Raw genomic sequence first — 17,873 nt, forward strand, 5'->3', positions numbered from 1 at the left:
CGTGGTTCCCACCGGCCTGGTCGACCTTGTTGGCCTGGCCGCTGGTGGCGACGGCGGACGTGTTGTCCGTCTCCGCTTCCTGGCCGGTGCGTCCGGGCTTGTCGGGTGGTGTCACGCGGGTCCCCTACGTGTCTCGCGGCTTATGCCGGCTCGGGCGGCGTCGACTCGCCGTCCGTGCCGTCGGCTGTATTGGTGATGACGCCTTGATCGTCGCTCACGTTGCTCTCCGGCGCTGTTTCACCGGTGACTTCCTCGGAGTTCTCGACACCGTTCTCGCTCGTGTCCTCCGCGCTGCGGGCGATCGCGACCAGGGTGGTGCCTTCCCCGAGGTTCATGAGGCGCACCCCCTTCGTCTGCCTTCCGGCCTTGCGGACCTCCCTGGCCGAGGTCCTGATGACCCCGCCCGCGGAAGTGATCGCGTACACCTCGTCGTCCTCGTCGACGATGAGTGCACCTACCAGCCTGCCACGCTTGCTGTCGTATTGAACGGTGAGCACGCCCTTGCCACCCCGGCCCTGGACCGGGTAGTCCTCGATCGGGGTGCGCTTGGCGTAGCCGCCGTTCGTCGCGACCAGCAGGAACGTGTCTTCGCGGACCACACCGAGGGTGAGCAGCTCGTCACCGTCCTTGAACCGCATGCCGAGCACACCGGAGGTGGCGCGGCCCATCGGGCGCAGTGCCTCGTCGCTCGCGTGGAACCGGATGGACTGGGCGCCCGCGGACACCAGCAGCAGGTCGTCCTCCGCGGAGCAGAGGACCGCGCCGACCAGCTCGTCGTCCTCGCGCAGGTTGATGCCGATGAGGCCGCCCGCGCGGTTGGAGTCGAAGTCGGACAGGCGGCTCTTCTTGACCAGGCCGCTCTTGGTCGCGAGCACCAGGTACGGCGCGACCTGGTAGTCCTTGATCTCGATGACCTGCGCGATCTCCTCGTCCGGCTGGAAAGCGAGGAGGTTCGCGACGTGCTGGCCGCGTGCGTTGCGGTTGGCCTCCGGCAGCTCGTAGGCCTTCGCCCGGTACACCCGGCCCTTGTTCGTGAAGAACAGGATCCAGTCGTGCGTGGAGCACACGAAGAAGTGCGCCACGATGTCGTCCTGCTTGAGGCCCGCGCCCTGGACGCCCTTGCCGCCGCGCTTCTGCGCGCGGTACAGGTCGGTCTTGGTGCGCTTCGCGTAACCCGTGCGGGTGATGGTGACGACGACGTCCTCGACCGCGATCAGGTCCTCGACGGAGACCTCGCCGTCGTAGGGGATGACCTGGGTGCGGCGGTCGTCGCCGTGCTTGTCGACGATCTCCATGAGCTCGTCGCGCACGATGGCCCGCTGGCGTTCCGGCTTGGCCAGGATGTCCTGCAGGTCGGCGATGTAGGTCTCGATCTCGGCCAGCTCGTCGATGATCTTCTGGCGTTCGAGGGCGGCGAGGCGGCGCAGCTGCATCTCGAGGATGGCGTTGGCCTGGATCTCGTCGATCTCGAGCAGGGAGATCAGGCCGGTGCGGGCCTCGTCGACGGTCGGCGACCGCCGGATCAGCGCGATGACCTCGTCGATCGCGTCGAGCGCCTTGACCAGACCGCGCAGGATGTGGGCCCGCTCCTCGGCCTTGCGCAGGCGGTAGCGGGTGCGCCGGACGATGACCTCGACCTGGTGTCGCACGTAGTGCCGGATCATCTGGTCCAGGCGCAGCGTGCGCGGCACGCCGTCGACCAGCGACAGCATGTTCACGCCGAAGTTGTGCTGCAGCTGGGTGTGCTTGTACAGGTTGTTCAGCACGACCTTGGCGACCGCGTCCCGCTTGAGCGTGATCACGATCCGCATGCCCGCCCGCTTCGACGACTCGTCGTCGACGTTCGCGATGCCGCCGACCTTGCCGTCGCGGACCAGGGACGCGATGTTCTCGATCAGGTTGTCCGGGTTGACCTGGTACGGCAGCTCGGTGACCACCAGGATCGTGCGGCCCTTGGCGTCCTCGTCGACCTCGACGACGGCACGCATGCGGATCGAGCCGCGGCCGGTGCGGTAGGCGTCCTCGATGCCGCGGGTGCCGAGGATAAGGCCCTTCGTCGGGAAGTCCGGGCCCTTGATCCGCTGCATCATCGCGGCCAGGGTCTCCTCGTCGGAGGCGTCCCAGTTCTCCAGCGCCCACACGACACCGGAGGCGACCTCCCGCAGGTTGTGCGGCGGGATGTTGGTCGCCATGCCGACCGCGATGCCGTTGCTGCCGTTGATCAGCAGGTTCGGGATGCGGGACGGGAGGACCGTCGGTTCCTGCGTCTTGCCGTCGTAGTTGTCGGCGAAGTCGACGGTCTCCTCGTGGATGTCCTGCAGCATCGCCATGGCCAGCGGCGTCATGCGTGCTTCGGTGTACCGCATGGCGGCCTGCGGGTCGTTGCCCGGCGAACCGAAGTTGCCCTGCCCGTCGATCAGCGGGTACCGCATCGACCACGGCTGCGCGAGGCGGACGAGCGCGTCGTAGATCGCCGAGTCGCCGTGGGGGTGGTAGTTGCCCATGACGTCGCCGACGATGCGGGAGCACTTGACGTGGCTGCGCTCGGGTCGCAGGCCCGTGTCGTACATCGAGTACAGGACGCGGCGGTGCACGGGCTTCAGACCGTCGCGGACGTCCGGCAGCGCACGCGACACGATGACGGACATCGCGTAGTCGATGTAGGAGCGCTGCATCTCCTGCTGGATGTCGACCGGCTCGGTGCGGTCGGACTCCGGCGGCACGGGCGGCAAGGTGTCGGTCACGAACAGGGGTTCCTTTCAGGCGCGCGTCCCTCGACTCAGACGTCGAGGAAGCGGACGTCCTTGGCGTTGCGGGTGATGAACGAGCGGCGGGCCTCGACGTCCTCGCCCATCAGCACGCTGAACAGCTCGTCCGCCTGAGCGGCGTCGTCCAGGGTGACCTGCAGCAGGAGGCGGTGGGCCGGGTCCATGGTGGTCTCCCACAGCTCGTCGGCGTTCATCTCGCCGAGACCCTTGTACCGCTGGATGCCGTCGTCCTTGTTGATCTTCTTACCGGACTGCAGGCCCTGGCTCATCAGCCCGTCCCGCTCGCGGTCGGAGTAGGCGAACTCCGGCTCGGCGCGCTGCCACTTGATCTTGTACAGCGGCGGCTGCGCGAGGTACACGTGCCCGTGCTCGACGAGCGGGCGCATGAACCGGAACAGCAGGGTGAGCAGCAGGGTCCGGATGTGCTGGCCGTCGACGTCGGCGTCGGCCATCAGCACGATCTTGTGGTACCGCAGCTTCGACAGGTCGAAGTCCTCGTGGATGCCGGTGCCGAGCGCCGTGATCAGGCTCTGGACCTCGGTGTTCTTGAGGACCCGGTCGATGCGGGCCTTCTCCACGTTGATGATCTTGCCGCGGATCGGGAGGATCGCCTGGTAGCGGGAGTCGCGGCCCTCCTTGGCCGAGCCGCCCGCGGAGTCGCCCTCCACGATGTAGAGCTCGCACTCCTCCGGGTTGGTGGAGCGGCAGTCCTTCAGCTTGCCGGGCAGGCCACCGATGTCGAGCGCGCCCTTGCGGCGGACCAGCTCCTTCGCCTTGCGGGCGGCGATGCGGGCCTGGGCGGAGCCGACCGCCTTGGTGACGATCGTGCGCGCGTCGGACGGGTTGCGCTCGAACCAGTCGGCGAGCATCTCGTTGCAGGTGGTCTGCACGAACGTCTTCGCCTCGGTGTTGCCGAGCTTCTGCTTGGTCTGGCCCTCGAACTGCGGCTCGGCGAGCTTCACGGAGATGATCGCGGCGAGGCCCTCGCGCACGTCGTCGCCGGTGAGGTTGGCGTCCTTCTCCTTGAGCAGCTTCTTCTCGCGCGCGTACACGTTGACCACGCGGGTCAGCGCGGCGCGGAAGCCCTCCTCGTGGGTGCCGCCCTCGGCCGTGTTGATCGTGTTGGCGAACGTGTACACCGACTCGCTGTAGCCGGTGTTCCACTGCATGGCGACCTCGACCTCGAGGCCCTCGCCCTTGGCCTCGAAGGCGATCACGCCGTTGTGGATGGCCTCGCGCGTGTGGTTGATGTGCTTGACGAAGTCCTCGAGCCCGCCCGGGTAGTGGTACGTCCGCTCCTTGACGCGCGCGGGCTGGCCGTCGGCGTCCTCGTGGGTCTCCTCCTCGGTGACCCGCTCGTCCCGCAGCGTCATCGACAGGCCCTTGTTGAGGAAGGCCATCTCCTGGAGCCGGCGGGCGATCGTCTCCGCGTTGTACGTGGTGGTCTCGAAGATGTCCCCGTCGGCCCAGAACGTGACCGAGGTGCCGGTGCGGTCGGTGTCGCCGTGCTCGGTCAGGGGGCCGGGCACCGAGCGGTCGTAGTGCTGGCGCCAGATCTTGCCCTTGTAGTGGATCTCGACGTCGAGCTTGGTGGACAGCGCGTTGACGACCGAGACGCCCACGCCGTGCAGACCGCCCGAGACCGCGTAGGTGTCGCTGTCGAACTTGCCGCCCGCGTGCAACTCGGTCAGGACGATCTCGACCGTGGGCTTCTTGTACTCGGGGTGCATCTCCACGGGGATGCCGCGCCCGTCGTCGACGACCCGGACACCACCGTCGGCCAGCAGCGTGACCTCGACCTTCGTGGCGAAACCGGCCATCGCCTCGTCGACGGAGTTGTCCACGACCTCCTGGATCAGGTGGTGGAGGCCGCGCTCGCCGGTGGACCCGATGTACATGCCGGGGCGCTTGCGAACGGCTTCGAGGCCTTCCAGTTTCTTGATGGAGGACGCGTTGTATTCATGGTTGTTAGTCGCCACGGGCGGGGTGTCTCCTGTCCGGAAAAGGGCCAAGCCGATCGCCTGTCTCAATGATACTGGTGCCCGGCCGCAGAATGGGGCGAACACACCCCTAGCTCCGTCACAGACGCTCGAAGGGGCTCTCGGCCGACCCCGTACGCCTGCGTGGGCCCTACTTCGCGGATTTCACACCTTCCGGCCCGATAGCGCCACCCGAGGTCACCCGTAGGTGTCGCGGGGGCCGCGGCCGCGCACGTGGCGTGTCCCGAAGCGCCAGCTCGGGGCCGTCGGACCGAGCACTTTCAGCCGTTTGACCACGTCGTGGCCCACGCCGGCGCCGATCTTGGTCAGCAGCTGCTTCTGCAGCAGCCGCAGCTGGGTCGCCCACGCGGTCGAGTCGGCCTGCACGGTCAGCTCGCCGTCCTTCAGCTCGACCGGCTGCGCGTGCTCGGCGACGTCGGCGCCGACGATCTGCGCCCACCGGTCGAACAGCCTGCCGGTGGTGAGCCGCGGCGCCCACCCGCGCTCGAGCGCGATGCGAGAGGCGATGCGGCCGAGCGGCTGCGGGTCGCGCTCGTCGGCGCCGGGCCCGGACCAGCGGCGGCGCCGCCGGTTGACCGCGCCCGCGCCACGGCCGACGTACTTCTTCTTCTTGGCCTCCGGGCCGCCGGACGCCGCCCGCGCGGCGGCCAGCGCGGCACGCACGAGGTCCGAACCGCGGAGCTGTGGATAGTCACTCTCCGTGGTAGATCGTGTGGCGTCATCGGCCGGAACCTCATTCGGGGAGGTCAGATCGCCGGTTTTCCCCCGCTCGGGGGGCGTGATGGGACGCCGAGTGACAGCGTTATCCACACTATCCACAGGTTTGTCCCCAGATGTGGGACGCGTCACACCACGCGGAGTCACATTCGGGTGATCATTCACGGCGGACCTCCCCGTCGGAGACAAGGTAGCGGGCACCCGCCAGTTCCCCTGGGACGTCCTCCGGCACGGCGGCGGTCACGAGCACCTGTTCGGCGGCGACCGACACCTCGGCGAGGCGTTCCCGTCTTCGGCGGTCCAGCTCCGCGAACACGTCGTCGAGCACGAGGACCGGCTCGTTGCCGTCGGCGCGCAGCAGCTCGTAGGACCCCAGCCGCAGCGCGAGCGCGAACGACCACGACTCGCCGTGCGACGCGTAGCCCTTCGCCGGGAACACGTCCAGGGTCAGCTCCAGCTCGTCGCGGTGCGGGCCGACGAGGCTCACGCCCCGCTCCAGCTCCTGGTCGCGGCTCGCCGCCATGGCCGCGAGCAACGCGTCCGTCAGCACCTCGATGTCCGCGCGCCCCGTCGTGCCGTACTCCTCCGGGAAGGAGTCGGCGATCCCCGACCGGTACCGGATGGTCGCGGGCCGCGACTCGGGCGCGACCCCCGCGTACGCGGCGGTGACGTGCGGCGCGAGGTCCGCGACCAGGTCGAGCCGGGCGGCGAGCAGCTCGGCGCCGTGCCGGGCGAGGTGCCCGTCCCAGACGTCCAGCGTTCCGATGTCCCCCTTCGACCCGGCGCGCCGGGCGTGGCCCGACGACTTCAGCAACGCGTTCCGCTGCCGCAGCACCCGGTCGTAGTCCGACCGGACCCCGGCGTACCTCGGTGCGCGCAGCACCAGCAGGTCGTCGAGGAACCGCCTGCGCTCACCGGGGTCGCCCCGGACGAGCGCCAGGTCCTCCGGCGCGAACAACACCGTGCGGAGGATCCCCAGCACGTCCCTCGTCCTGGGCACCGGGCCGCGGTTCACGCGGGCGCGGTTGGCCTTGCCCGCGGTGATCTCCAGCTCGATCGTCAGCTCGCGGCCCTCGTTGACCACCGCGGTCCGCACGATCGCGCGGGCGGCGCCGTGCCGGATCAGCGGCGCGTCGGTCGCGACGCGGTGCGAGCCGAGCGTCGCCGCGTAGCCGAGGGCTTCGACCAGGTTGGTCTTGCCCTGCCCGTTCTGTCCGACCAGCACGGCCGGTCCCGGTTCGAGTTCCAGGTCGGCGTGCTCCCACGACCGGAAGTCGGTGACCTGTAAGTGCCGGACGTACACACCCTCAGCCTTGCGTGCTGCCCGTCCCGGAGGACGGGCCGGCGGCCTGCACCGCGTGCCCGCCGAACTGGTTGCGCAGCGAGGCGACCGCGCGCATCGCGGGCGAGTCCTCCTGGCGCGAGCGGAACCGGGCGAACAGGGCGGCCGAGATCACCGGCGCCGGGACGGCGAGGTTGATCGCCTCCTCGACGGTCCACCTGCCCTCGCCGGAGTCCTCGACGTAGCCGCGCAGGTCGTCGAGCTCCGGGTCGGAGTCGAGCGCGCGCACGAGCAGGTCGAGCAGCCAGGACCGGACGACCGTGCCGCGCTGCCACGCCTTGATCACCGCGGGCACGTCCTCGATGACCTTCGCCGCCTCGAGCAGTTCGAAGCCCTCGGCGTACGCCTGCATCAGGCCGTACTCGATGCCGTTGTGAATCATCTTCGCGTAATGGCCGGCACCCACGGCGCCGGCGTGCGCGAAGCCCTCCTCGCGGGGACCCTCCGGGCGCAGCGCGTCGAAGATCGGCATCACGCGCTCGACGTCCTCGGCGGCGCCGCCGACCATCAGGCCGTAGCCGTTGTCCTTGCCCCACACGCCACCGGACACCCCGCAGTCGAGGTAGGCGATCCCCTTCTCCGCGAGCAGCGCGGCGTTGCGCGTGTCGTCGGAGAAGCGGGAGTTGCCGCCGTCGATCACGGTGTCGCCGCCGGACAACAGGTCCGACAGCTCCGCGATCGTCTGCCGGGTCGGGTCACCGGCCGGGACCATCACCCAGACCACGCGCGGCGCGGACAGCTTCGACACCATGTCGGCCAGCGACTCGCTGTCGCTCACGTCCGGGTTGCGGTCGTACCCGACGACCTCGTGGCCCGCGGCGCGCAACCGCTCGCGCATGTTGAAGCCCATCCGGCCGAGACCGACGAGACCGAGCTGCATGGCTTGTCCCTCCCTGGAAGTGGAAACGGGTCAGCCGGGCAGCCGCACCGGCATCAGCAGGTGCAGATAACCCGGGACGACGTTCCCATCGTCCCCGACCGGCTTGATCAGTGCCGGTCGGCTGGGTGTGGTGAACGACAACTCGGCGCGGTCGGAGTGCAGCGCGCCGAGGCCCTCCTGGAGGAATCCCGGGTTGAACGCGATCGTCACCGGCTCGCCGGTGTACTCGACCGACAGCTCCTCCTCCGCCGACCCCTCGTCGTCACCGCCGGCGGACAGGCGCAGACCGCCGTCCCCGAACTCGAGCCGGACCTGGGTGCCGCGCTCGGCGACGAGCGACACGCGCTTGATCGCCTCGACGAGCGGGGCCACGTCGATGATCGCGGCCGCGGTCTGCTCGGACGGCAGCAGCTGGCGGTAGCGGGGGAACTCGGTGTCGAGGAGCCTGCTCGTGGTGCGGCGGCCTGCGCCGGACAGGCCGATGAGCCCGTCACTCGGCGACAGCGCGATCTCGACGGTGTTGCCGGCGGTGCCGAGCGACTTGGCCGCGTCGGCGAGCGTGCGCGCCGGGACGAGCACCGCGATCTCGCCGGCGGACGCGAGGCTCTCGTCCGGCTGCCACGCGAACTCGCGCATCGCGAGCCGGAAGCGGTCGGTCGCGACGAGGGTCAGCTTGTCGCCCGCGATCTCCACGCGGACACCGGTCAGCATCGGGAGCGTGTCGTCCTTGCCCGCCGCGACCGCGACCTGGCTGACCGCGAGCCCGAACACCTCACCGGCGAGCTGCCCGGCGTGCGGTGGCATGGCGGGCAGCTGCGGGTAGTCCTCGACCGGCATGGTCGGCAGCGAGAACTTCGCGCTGCCGCACGTGATCGACACGCGGGCGCCGTCGACGAGGATCTCGACCGGTTGTGCGGGAAGGGACTTCGTGATGTCGGCGAGGAGCCGGCCGGAGACGAGGGTGCGGCCGCCGTCGGCGATCGTCGCCGCGACCCCCACCGTCGCCGAGACCTCGTAGTCGAAGCCGGAGATCGTGAGCCCGTCGGAGCCGCTGGCGTCCAGGAGGATCCCGCCGAGAACGGGAACCGGCGGCCGGGTCGGCAGCGAGCGGGCGACCCAGGCGACGGCGTCGGCGAGACCGTCGCGCTCGACGCGGATCTTCATGAGAGTCCTTTCCAGACACGAGGGGCACACCAGCTCGGGCCGCCTCGAGAAAGCACACCAGACGTTGCTCGCCACCGTAGAGCGTGCGGATCGCCCGCTGCATCCCGGCCCTGCCGTCCGGCGTGCCTCCGCGACGCGACGCGCGCTCGCGCACACACAGCCCCTGTTTTTCTTTTGTTGATAACTCTTGGAGAGAAAATCAGTCGTAGTAGTAAGCCCTGTGGATGGTGTGGACAACCCTCATACGCGCACGTCGCGACGTATCGACGGCTGTGGGCAGAGCCTGGGGGCAACCCGTGCACAACTTGGGGGTCCCGTGGACAACTCGTGCCTGTGCAAGGTTCTTCCACAGGCGCTCCACAGTTGTCCACAGCCTGCTCCCCAGCGGCGGCCCGGTCTGCCCCCAGGTGATGCACAGGGTTGGGGATGGCCATGAATCCCCTTTCCGGGTGACGGGCGGTCGGGAGTGCGACGGAGACCACAACGGGGGGCACGACAGGCGAGAGAAGTCGTGCCCCCCATACAAGAGGTTCGGTGCTAGCCGCGAGCGCGTTGCTTGATGCGGGAGGTCAGTTCCTGGACCTGGTCGTAGACACGCCGCCGTTCCGCCATCTCCTTGCGGATCTTCTTCTCCGCGTGCATGACCGTGGTGTGGTCGCGGCCGCCGAAGGTCTGGCCGATCCTCGGCAGCGACATGTCGGTCAGTTCCCGGCACAGATACATGGAGATCTGCCGGGCCTGTGCGAGCGCCTTCGTCTTGCCGGGGCCGCACAGGTCGTCGATGGAGACGCTGAAGTACTCGGCCGTGACGGCCATGATCGTCGAGACGCTGATCTCCGGCACCTGTGAGTCGGGGATCAGGTCGCGCAGCACGATCTCCGCGAGCCCCACGTCGACCGGCTGCTGGTTCAGCGACGCGAACGCGGTGACGCGGATGAGCGCGCCCTCCAGTTCGCGGATGTTGTGCTCGATGCGGGCCGCGATGAACTCCAGCACCTCGGCGGGCGCCGGCAGGCGGTCCTGCGCCGCCTTCTTCCGGAGGATCGCGATGCGCGTCTCCAGTTCCGGCGGCTGGATGTCGGTGATCAGACCCCACTCGAACCGCGTGCGCAGCCGGTCCTCCAGGGTCTCCAGGCGCTTCGGCGGCCGGTCGGACGACACCACGATCTGCTTGTTCGCGTTGTGGAGCGTGTTGAAGGTGTGGAAGAACTCCTCCTGGGTGCCTTCCTTGCCCTCCAGGAACTGGATGTCGTCCACCAGCAGGATGTCGATGTCGCGGTAGCGGCGCTGGAACGCGACCTTGCGGTCGTCGCGCAGCGAGTTGATGAAGTCGTTCGTGAACTCCTCGGTCGACACGTACCGCACGCGCATGCCGGGGAACAGCCGCTGCGCGTAGTGGCCGACCGCGTGGAGCAGGTGCGTCTTGCCGAGCCCGGACTCGCCCCAGATGAACAGCGGGTTGTACGCGCGGGCGGGCGCCTCGGCGACGGCGACCGCGGCCGCGTGCGCGAACCGGTTCGAGGCGCCGATGACGAACGTGTCGAACGTGTACTTCTCGTTCAGCCGCGTCTTGGCGGTCTGCGGCTGGGCCGGCGCGGTGAACGGCTGACCGCTCTGCGGGAGCTGCTGGCCGTTGAACGGCGGCCAGATCTCGTGGACGGTGGCGAGCGCGTCGCCGACCTCGTCGACTTCCTCGTTGTCGCCGTCCGCGTCGGCGCCGTTCGGTGGCTTGTCAGTATTACTAGGGTCCACTGCCTTGATCGGCGCCATCACGAGCGTCTGCTCGACGAGCGAACCGACGCCGGGGCGCGGGGTGCCCGGCCGCGGCTGGGGCGGCATCGGCATGGGGGGCGGCGGCGCGGCGGGGCGCGGCTGCTGCTGCGGCGGCTGGGGCACCGGCGGCACGACGACCGGAGGCGGCGCGGCCTGGGTGCCCATCGGGTCGACCTTCACGGCCAGTGAGACGACGCGGCCCAGCCTGCGTGACAGCGCGTCGGTGATCGGGTCCCGGAGGGCGCGTTCGATCGCGTCCTTCGCGAAGTCGCTCGGTGCGGCGAGCAGCGCGGTGCCGTCCAGCAACCCGATGGGCCGGGTCACCCGCATCCACGCCCGCTGCTGCGGGGAGAGCGTGCCTGCGGACAACTCCCGCACGACCTGCTCCCACACCACACTCAGGTTCATCTGCTGCTCGGACACCTACGAGCTCCCCTCCCCTCGCCGGCCATGCACCATCACTGCGACCCCTCAGCCGTGGCGGACGCGGCCCGGCTACGAGCGGCATCCACAAGTTGTCCACAACTGTGCACGAAGGTACGGCGAACCGCAGCGGAACCCGCCGGAGGGCCTGCCGTAACTTCCGCGGCGCAGCGGGCTCCCACTCCCGACTGGCCAACCAAGAGCACGCACGCTAACAAGCGCCGGGCCATGCCACAAGGCATGTCCGGAAGCAAGCACTGAGTGTGCGCGGCGTGTCGTCGAGCGGGTCGAACGCACCCCCGGGTGCGTTGGCCTGGGCCGGGGTGCGTACCCTGTGAAGGTCTCCCGTCAGTTGTGGGTGAGTCCTGCGCGCCGTCAGGCCGCGACGGGGACAGCGTACTTTTGACGAGCCAGCAATACGGGAGATCCAGCCGTGAGCAAGCGTACTTTCCAGCCGAACAACCGCCGCCGGGCGCGCACCCACGGTTTCCGTCTGCGCATGCGCACCCGTGCCGGCCGGGCGATCCTCGCGGCTCGTCGTCGCAAGGGTCGCAAGAGCCTGTCTGCCTGAGTTTGCTCCCCGCGCCCAGTCGACTGACCGGTAGCGACAACTTTCGGCTCGTGACCAGGAAGGGGCGCCGCGCTGGGCGTCCCAGGCTCGTCGTGCATGCCATCACGGCCGAGGAGGTCGCGGGCTTCGGCGCGCTTGAAATCGATGCGGCACTGGCTGACGCCGGTGCGGCACCCAGGGTCGGGTTCGTCGTGAGCAAGGCGGTGGGCAACTCGGTGGTGCGCCACCGGGTCGTCCGCCGCCTTCGTCACGTCGTCCGCGACCGGTTGGGAACCGTGCGTCCGGGTTGCACGTTGGTCGTGCGGGCGCTGCCGTCCGCTGCCACGGCGGCGAGCGCCGAACTCGGCGGCGACATCGACTCCGCCTTCCGGCGACTGCGGCTCGGCCGCGAAGACAGTGATTCCGGCGGTGCCCAGTGACCACCACGCACGACACCGAGGACCGGACGCCCGGGCAGACGCGGCGACCGGGTCCGGTGGCGCGGGTGTTCCTCGTGCCCGTCAACTTCTACCGGCGGTGGATCTCGCCGGTGCTCCCGCCCAGCTGCCGGTTCGAGCCGAGCTGCAGCGCGTACGCCGTCGAGGCGCTCACGACCCACGGCGCGCTGCGCGGCTCCTGGCTCACCGTGCGCAGGCTGCTGCGCTGCGGACCGTGGCACCCCGGTGGTTACGACCCGGTGCCGCCGCGAAACCAAGACCTCGTTGAGCCGGCCGAGGCCGGCCAGGAACACCACACTGCCGCCAAGGAGTAGCTCTCGTGCTCGACTTCATCTACTACCCCGTGTCGTTCATCCTCTGGTGCTGGCATTGGGTGTTCGGGCACGTCTTCGGTGAGTCCAGCGGCATCGCGTGGGCGCTCGGCATCGTGTTCCTGGTGTGGACGCTCCGCGCGATCATGTTCAAGCCGTTCGTGAAGCAGGTCCGCTCGATGCGGACCATGCAGCAGTTCGCGCCGGAGATCAAGAAGATCCAGAAGAAGTACGCGAACGACCGGCAGCGCCAGGCGCAGGAGATGCAGAAGCTCCAGCGCGAGCACGGGTTCAGCCCGCTGGGCGGCTGCCTGCCGATGCTGATCCAGATCCCGGTGTTCATCGGTCTGTTCCACGTGCTGCGCTCGTTCGCGCCGGGCCACACCGAGAACTACTTCTTCGACGCGCAGGGCGTGGAGTCCTACGTCAACGCCAAGCTCTTCGGCGCGGGCCTCTCGAACTTCATCACCCAGCCCCTGGACGTGCTGGAGCGTTTCGGCGCGGACCGCACCGCGGTCATCATCGTGTCGATCCCGCTGATGGTCCTGGCGAGCGTCCTGACGCACCTGACCGCGCGGCACTCGGTGCAGCGGCAGAACCCCGAGTCGGCCACGCCGCAGACCGCGATCATGAACAAGCTGACCCTGTACATCTTCCCGTTGGGTGTGCTGATCTTCGGCTTCTTCTTCCCGATCGGTCTGCTCATCTACTGGCTGTCGAACAACACGTGGACCCTGATGCAGCAGCGCCTGGTCTACAACCGCATCGACCGCGAGGAAGAGGCGAAGAAGTCCGCGGCCATCGAGAAGCGCACCAACCTCGCGCCGAAGCCGGGCGCCAAGCCGGACCAGACGAAGAAGCGCCCGGGCACCGCACCCGCCCCCGGTGTGAAGCCGGCCCCGAACGCGAAGGCCGCCGGAGCCGCGAACAAGCCCGCCCCGGGTGCGAAGCCCGCGCCGAACGCGAAGGCGGCGGGCACCGCCCGCCCGAAGGGTGGCACCACCAAGTCGGCCGGCCCGGCGAGCGCCAACGGCGCCGCGGGCACGGACGGCTCCACCGATTCCGGTCTGAGCGCAGACCGTTCCCGCAATAAGAACACAGGCCGGAAGAAGCGCTGACACACGAGCTGTTCCGGACCTGGAGAGGAGAAGTCGTGCCGGAGACGGTGCAGGAGTCGGACGCCGACCGCGACGCGGTGGCAACCGACGCCGACGAACAGACCGCCGAGGCGGTCGCCGACGAGGACAGTGACCGGGGGCCGTTGGGAGAGGACCTTCTCGTCCGCGAGGGCGACATCGCTGGGGACTACCTGGAGCGCCTGCTCGACCTGGTGGACTACGACGGGGACATCGACCTCGACGTGGAAGCCGGCCGGGCGGTCGTGAGCATCGACGGTGGCGAGGACCTGGACAAGCTGGTGGGGCCGCGGGGCAACGTGCTCGAAGCCCTGCAGGAGCTGACCCGGCTCGCCGTCCAGCAGGAGACCGGCACGCGCAGCCGGCTCATGCTGGACATCGCGGGCTGGCGGGCGGACCGTCGCCAGGAGCTGAAGGACCTCGGCAAGGCGACGGCGGAGCGCGTGCTGGCGGAGGGCGAGAAGATCCGCCTCCAGCCGATGACGCCGTTCGAGCGGAAGGTCGTCCACGACGCGGTCGCCGCGATCGACGGCGTCCACAGCGAGAGCGAGGGCGAGGACCCGCGGCGCCGCGTCGTGGTCTTCCCCAAGCCCTGACGGACTGACGTTTCACGTGAAACATCGATACGAAGAAGGTGGCATCCGGGTTGGCTGAGGCGCCATCCGCGTCTCCGCCCCCGGAGACCGCTACAACAGTTTTCGGTGACGCTCTGACGGCGGCGGCGCAGTTCGCGGAACTGCTCGCCGCCGTCGGCGTTGAACGAGGTTTGATCGGACCCCGTGAGGTCGAGCGCCTCTGGGACCGGCACCTCCTGAACTCGGCCGTGATCGCCGACGCCATCCCCGAGGGTGCCCGTGTGGTGGACCTCGGGTCGGGCGCTGGGCTACCCGGCGTGCCGCTGTGCATCGCGCGGCCCGATCTCCACATCACGTTGTTGGAACCGATGGCTCGCCGGGTGGCGTGGTTGACCGAAGTCGTCGATACTCTTTCGCTGTCCGCAAGTGTGGTTCGGGGTCGTGCGGAAGAGCCGGCCATCAAGCAGCAGCTCGCGGGTGCCGATGTTGTCATCGCGCGAGCGGTCGCACCGCTCGCCCGGCTGTGGGGCTGGAGCGCCCCCTTGCTTCGGCGGGGCGGCCGGCTGGTCGCACTCAAAGGGGAAAGTGCCGCGGAGGAAGTGGCACGCGATGGCGGCGCCGTGACCCGTGCGGGTGGTTCGCTTCCGGTGGTCGAACGGTGTGGCGCCGACGTGCTGGCGGTGCCGACGACCATCATCGTGGTGACACGTGCCGACCCACCCCAGGGCGCGCGTGGGCGTGGTCCGCGGCGGACCAAGAAGTGATGGAGCGAGGATTGTTTCACGTGAAACACGTGTCGAACGAGGCGAGGTGCAGCCACCCATGACCGGACGCCATGATGTCCAGGGCGCCAGCGAGACCATGCACGACAACGTCGAGGCGGCCACGGCGGTGTCCGGGTGGACACCGATCGCCGAGGAGGCCGAGCGCGCTACCCGCATGCTGCACCCGAAGCACGACCTGCCCAAGCCGCCCCACCGCCGCGTCATGACGGTCGCCAACCAGAAGGGCGGCGTCGGGAAGACGACCAGCGCGGTCAACCTCGCGGCCGCGCTCGCGATGCACGGGCTGAAGGTGCTCGTGATCGACCTCGACCCGCAGGGCAACGCCAGCACCGCGCTCGGCGTCGACCACCGCTCCGGTGTGCCGTCGATCTACGAGGTGCTGATCGGCGAGTGCTCCCTCACCGACGCCGCCGCGGTCAGCGACCAGTCCCCCAACCTCTACTGCGTGCCGGCGACCATCGACCTCGCCGGTGCGGAGATCGAGCTGGTGGGCATGGAGGGCCGCGAGTCCCGCCTCAAGGCAGCGCTGCCGACCGGTGCGCTCGACGAGCTGAACCCGGACTACGTGTTCATCGACTGCCCGCCGTCGCTCGGCCTGCTGACGGTCAACGCGATGGTCGCCGCGGAGGAGGTGCTGATCCCGATCCAGTGCGAGTACTACGCGCTGGAGGGTCTCTCCCAGCTCCTCCGCAACATCGAGCTGGTGCAGAACCACCTCAACCCGAACCTGCACGTGTCGACCATCCTGCTGACCATGTACGACGGGCGCACGAAGCTCGCCGATCAGGTGACGGCGGAGGTCCGGAAGCACTTCGGCGACACGGTCTTGCGTACTGTGATCCCCAGGAGTGTGAAGGTGTCCGAGGCACCCGGCTTCGGGCAGACGGTGCTCGCGTACGACCCCGGTTCCCGGGGTGCGATGAGCTACCTGGACGCGGCACGGGAGATGGCCGAACGCGCGTTCGGCGAGGAGTAGAAGCATGAGTGAGCGCAAGGGTGGTCTTGGCCGGGGCCTCGCGGCACTGATCCCACAGGGACCGGCGGACGGTTCGGGCGGCGGCGCGATGAAGCTGCCGACCGCACCGCGTCCGAAGCCCGCGGTCGTTCCGGAAGCACCGGCCGCGCCCAGCGGCACGGTGGCGGGCGCGGTGTACCGCGAGGTGCCGGTCGGCGCGATCAAGGCCAACCCGAAGCAGCCTCGCCAGGTCTTCGACGAGGACGCGCTCGCCGAGCTGGAACACTCGATCCGCGAGTTCGGGCTCATGCAGCCGATCGTGGTCCGCGAGCTGGGCCCGGACTCCTACGAGCTGGTCATGGGCGAGCGGCGGCTGCGTGCCGCCCAGCGCGCGGAGCTCGGCAAGATCCCGGCGATCGTCCGGCAGACCGCCGACGAGGCGATGCTGCGGGACGCGCTGCTGGAGAACATCCACCGCGTGCAGCTGAACCCCCTCGAGGAGGCGGCGGCCTACCAGCAGCTGCTCGAGGAGTTCTCCGTGACCCACGACGAGCTCGCGTCCCGCATCGGGCGCAGCCGTCCGGTCATCACGAACACGATCCGGCTGCTGAAGCTCCCCCTCGCGGTGCAGCGCCGGGTCGCGGCCGGGGTCCTCTCCTCCGGGCACGCCCGCGCGCTGCTCGGTCTCGAGGACGCCGGCCAGCAGGAGGAGCTGGCCGCCCGCATCGTCGCCGAGGGGCTGTCGGTGCGGGCCACCGAGGAAGCGGTCGTGTTGCTCAAGGGCCAGGCACCCGCGAAGCAGAAGGCCGCTCCCCAGCGCAAGCCGATCCAGGCGCCGGGTCTCCAGGACGTGGCGGACCGGCTGTCCAACACGTTCGACACCCGCGTGAAGGTCGAACTCGGCAAGCGGAAGGGCAAAATCGTCGTCGAGTTCGGGTCCGTCGACGATCTCGAACGCATTGTCGAACTGATGTCGCAAACCGGGGCAAATCGGACTCGTGACGGGGCTTAGGGATCACCCCAGGCCCTTACGTCACGGTGACGATTGCGCTCCGATGATCAACGATCACTGAGCGCGAGCGACCGCTCGTTCGATCAGACCGGCGTAGATGTCGCCGAGCGAGCGGCCCGCGACCTCCGCCGCCATCGGCAGGAGCGAGGTTTCCGTCAGCCCCGGCGACGAGTTCACCTCGAGGAAGTAGACGGTCCCGTCCGGCGCCACGATCGCGTCGGTCCGGGACACGTCGCGCAGCCCGAGCAACCGGTGCGCCGCCACCGCGAGGTCGGCCACCGCGGCCGCCGCCCGGTCGTCGAGCCGGGCCGGGCAGTGGAACGTGGTGAGCCCCGCGGTGTAGCGGGCGGTGTAGTCGTAGATGCCGGTCGCCGGCTCGATCTCCACCGCGGGCAGCGCGACCGGACCGTCAGCGCCCTCGACGACCGCCACGGCCACCTCGACACCTTCGACGAACCGCTCCGCCAGCACGGTCTCCCCGTAGGCGAGGCAGCCGACCATCGCGGCGGGCAGCTCGGCCGCGTCCCGCACCACCTGAGCGCCGAGCGCCGAACCACTCTGGTCCGGCTTCAGCATCATCGGCAGCCCGAGCCGGTCGACCATCGCGTTCAGCACCGGCTGCGCGCCCAGCTCCCGGAACGTGCTGTGCGGCAGCACCACCCAGTCCGGCGTCGCGATGCCCGCACGGGCCAGCTCCGTCTTGGCGGTGGGCTTGTCCCACGCGCGGCGGCACGCGTGCGAGTCCGAGCCGACGTACGGCACGTCGAGCATCTCCAGCACCGTCTGCACGGAGCCGCCCTCGCCCTCGACCCCGTGCAGCGCCACCACGACCGCGTCCGGCCGGTGCTCGCGCAGCCGCTCCAGGAGCGCCGCGTCCGCGTCCCACTCGTCGACTGTCAGCCCGGCCGACCGCAGTGCCGCCGACAGCCTTCTGCCCGAGCGCAGCGACACCTCACGCTCGTGGGACAGACCTCCGGACAGCACCGCCACGGCGAGATCGGACACGGCTCGACTCCTCAACGGA

15 protein-coding genes and 1 pseudogene are annotated in these 17,873 nt (G+C 69.5%); 8 read left to right on the top strand and 8 right to left on the bottom strand.

Annotation, left to right across the window (positions count from 1 at the left end; all coding sequences use genetic code 11):
* Window positions 1-140: 140 nt before the first annotated feature.
* The 7 genes and pseudogenes from gyrA to dnaA form a co-directional block, all read right to left on the bottom strand.
* Window positions 141-2,744 carry a DNA gyrase subunit A gene (gyrA, locus tag ACYQ77_RS20130; protein WP_459713466.1) on the bottom strand — a complete coding sequence of 868 codons (2,604 nt, stop codon included), beginning with the start codon at window positions 2,742-2,744 and terminating at the stop codon, window positions 141-143.
* 35 nt (window positions 2,745-2,779) lie between these two features.
* Window positions 2,780-4,747, bottom strand: a complete 1,968-nt coding sequence (gene gyrB, locus ACYQ77_RS20135) for a DNA topoisomerase (ATP-hydrolyzing) subunit B (protein WP_459713468.1) — start codon at window positions 4,745-4,747, stop codon at window positions 2,780-2,782.
* Between the two features lie 198 nt (window positions 4,748-4,945).
* Window positions 4,946-5,518, bottom strand: a complete 573-nt coding sequence (locus tag ACYQ77_RS20140) for a DciA family protein (RefSeq protein ID WP_459713965.1) — start codon at window positions 5,516-5,518, stop codon at window positions 4,946-4,948.
* A gap of 124 nt (window positions 5,519-5,642) precedes the next feature.
* A complete protein-coding gene (gene recF, locus ACYQ77_RS20145) occupies window positions 5,643-6,788 on the bottom strand; it encodes a DNA replication/repair protein RecF (protein ID WP_459713470.1) in 1,146 nt (381 codons plus the stop codon).
* A gap of 4 nt (window positions 6,789-6,792) precedes the next feature.
* Window positions 6,793-7,710: pseudogene (gene gnd, locus ACYQ77_RS20150) on the bottom strand (phosphogluconate dehydrogenase (NAD(+)-dependent, decarboxylating)); the annotation flags it as partial.
* A 27-nt stretch (window positions 7,711-7,737) separates the two neighbouring features.
* On the bottom strand, window positions 7,738-8,871 hold the full coding sequence (gene dnaN, locus ACYQ77_RS20155) for a DNA polymerase III subunit beta (RefSeq protein ID WP_459713472.1): 1,134 nt from the start codon (window positions 8,869-8,871) through the stop codon (window positions 7,738-7,740).
* A gap of 537 nt (window positions 8,872-9,408) precedes the next feature.
* Window positions 9,409-11,067: a chromosomal replication initiator protein DnaA gene (gene dnaA / locus ACYQ77_RS20160; protein WP_459713474.1), complete on the bottom strand. Its 1,659-nt coding sequence runs from the start codon at window positions 11,065-11,067 to the stop codon at window positions 9,409-9,411.
* Between the two features lie 433 nt (window positions 11,068-11,500).
* Here dnaA and rpmH point away from each other — a divergent pair, with 433 nt between their 5' ends.
* The 8 genes from rpmH to ACYQ77_RS20200 all read left to right on the top strand — a co-directional run bounded on the left by rpmH (window position 11,501) and on the right by ACYQ77_RS20200 (window position 16,849).
* Window positions 11,501-11,638: a 50S ribosomal protein L34 gene (rpmH, locus tag ACYQ77_RS20165; protein WP_184810885.1), complete on the top strand. Its 138-nt coding sequence runs from the start codon at window positions 11,501-11,503 to the stop codon at window positions 11,636-11,638.
* Window positions 11,639-11,640: 2 nt separating this feature from the next.
* Window positions 11,641-12,057: a ribonuclease P protein component gene (rnpA, locus tag ACYQ77_RS20170; RefSeq protein WP_459713476.1), complete on the top strand. Its 417-nt coding sequence runs from the start codon at window positions 11,641-11,643 to the stop codon at window positions 12,055-12,057.
* Window positions 12,054-12,389: a membrane protein insertion efficiency factor YidD gene (yidD, locus tag ACYQ77_RS20175; RefSeq protein ID WP_459713479.1), complete on the top strand. Its 336-nt coding sequence runs from the start codon at window positions 12,054-12,056 to the stop codon at window positions 12,387-12,389. Before rnpA ends, yidD begins: the two co-directional genes overlap by 4 nt.
* A gap of 5 nt (window positions 12,390-12,394) precedes the next feature.
* Window positions 12,395-13,504 carry a membrane protein insertase YidC gene (yidC, locus tag ACYQ77_RS20180; protein WP_459713481.1) on the top strand — a complete coding sequence of 370 codons (1,110 nt, stop codon included), beginning with the start codon at window positions 12,395-12,397 and terminating at the stop codon, window positions 13,502-13,504.
* Window positions 13,505-13,539: 35 nt separating this feature from the next.
* The gene (locus ACYQ77_RS20185) at window positions 13,540-14,118 is read left to right on the top strand and encodes a Jag family protein (RefSeq protein WP_459713483.1); all 579 of its coding nucleotides are present in this window, start codon (window positions 13,540-13,542) and stop codon (window positions 14,116-14,118) included.
* Between the two features lie 50 nt (window positions 14,119-14,168).
* Window positions 14,169-14,861: a 16S rRNA (guanine(527)-N(7))-methyltransferase RsmG gene (gene rsmG / locus ACYQ77_RS20190; protein ID WP_459713485.1), complete on the top strand. Its 693-nt coding sequence runs from the start codon at window positions 14,169-14,171 to the stop codon at window positions 14,859-14,861.
* 97 nt (window positions 14,862-14,958) lie between these two features.
* On the top strand, window positions 14,959-15,858 hold the full coding sequence (locus ACYQ77_RS20195) for a ParA family protein (RefSeq protein ID WP_459713967.1): 900 nt from the start codon (window positions 14,959-14,961) through the stop codon (window positions 15,856-15,858).
* A gap of 4 nt (window positions 15,859-15,862) precedes the next feature.
* Window positions 15,863-16,849: a ParB/RepB/Spo0J family partition protein gene (locus ACYQ77_RS20200; RefSeq protein ID WP_459713487.1), complete on the top strand. Its 987-nt coding sequence runs from the start codon at window positions 15,863-15,865 to the stop codon at window positions 16,847-16,849.
* A gap of 54 nt (window positions 16,850-16,903) precedes the next feature.
* Here the strand turns inward: ACYQ77_RS20200 and ACYQ77_RS20205 are convergent, their stop codons facing one another.
* Window positions 16,904-17,854: a D-alanine--D-alanine ligase family protein gene (locus ACYQ77_RS20205; protein WP_459713490.1), complete on the bottom strand. Its 951-nt coding sequence runs from the start codon at window positions 17,852-17,854 to the stop codon at window positions 16,904-16,906.
* Window positions 17,855-17,873 lie beyond the last annotated feature (19 nt).

This window comes from Actinophytocola sp. KF-1, from assembly GCF_054661535.1.

What these genes read in the sequence shown, in the direction of transcription:
- dnaN (WP_459713472.1), bottom strand. Translation starts at nt 8,871, where the DNA reads ATGAAGATCCGCGTCGAGCGCGACGGTCTCGCCGACGCCGTCGCCTGG.
- ACYQ77_RS20195 (WP_459713967.1), top strand. Translation starts at nt 14,959, where the DNA reads ATGCACGACAACGTCGAGGCGGCCACGGCGGTGTCCGGGTGGACACCG.
- ACYQ77_RS20200 (WP_459713487.1), top strand. Translation starts at nt 15,863, where the DNA reads ATGAGTGAGCGCAAGGGTGGTCTTGGCCGGGGCCTCGCGGCACTGATC.